Source organism: Candidatus Hydrothermales bacterium, from assembly GCA_039630235.1.
Classification (GTDB): Bacteria; Hydrothermota; Hydrothermia; order Hydrothermales; family JAJRUZ01; genus JBCNVI01.
This window is the reverse complement of sequence record JBCNVI010000058.1, coordinates 1-660: the sequence shown is the minus strand read 5'-3', so window position 1 is coordinate 660 and position 660 is coordinate 1. Positions and strand designations below refer to the sequence as shown.

1 protein-coding gene is annotated in these 660 nt (G+C 40.5%); it reads left to right on the top strand.

Annotated elements, in window-relative coordinates:
* On the top strand, window positions 1-660 hold a 660-nt coding region (locus ABDH49_09280), incomplete at both ends, for a DUF1156 domain-containing protein (GenBank protein ID MEN3047129.1).

Here is a 660-nt window from a genome sequence, read left to right as displayed (position 1 = left end):
TTGGTCTATCCTCAAAAATACGGCAAAAGACTTGTGGAAGAAGTCGAAAAATGGGGCAAATGGATTATAGAAAGGGCTTACGAAGAGATTGGAGAGCTCTACAAACCCATTGTATCCAAAGAATATGGTACCCTAACTCCAGTTGCTTATCTCTGGACAAGAACAGTCAGATGTAAAAACACCACTTGTGGTGCTACTGTTCCGCTCGTAAGGCAAACATGGCTATGTAAAAAACCTGAAAGGTACATTGCTTTGAAGGTCATACCTGACTTTGAGAACAAAAAACCTAAATTCACAGTTGTCTCAAGCCGTGCCGAAACAGAAAGAGAAGCTATCAAAGAATTTGGCTTTGATCCCGGAAATTTCTCAAAGGGGGGAAACACCACTTGCATTTTCTGTGGGACAACCGCAACTTCAGACTATGTAAAGCAAGAAGGTCAAGCGAAAAGAATGGACAAACAACCTATGGCTGTTGTCTGCACAAAAGAAGGAACTACTGGAAAAATCTATATATCTGCTGATGAAATTCCTAAAGATTTAATACATGATGAAGAAGAGATTTGGAAAAGGATAGAGAAACTCTGCAAGGAAACAGGTTTGACTATACCTGATGAAAATATGGACACAAACGATCCTACAACTGTTGCTGGTCGGGGCTTC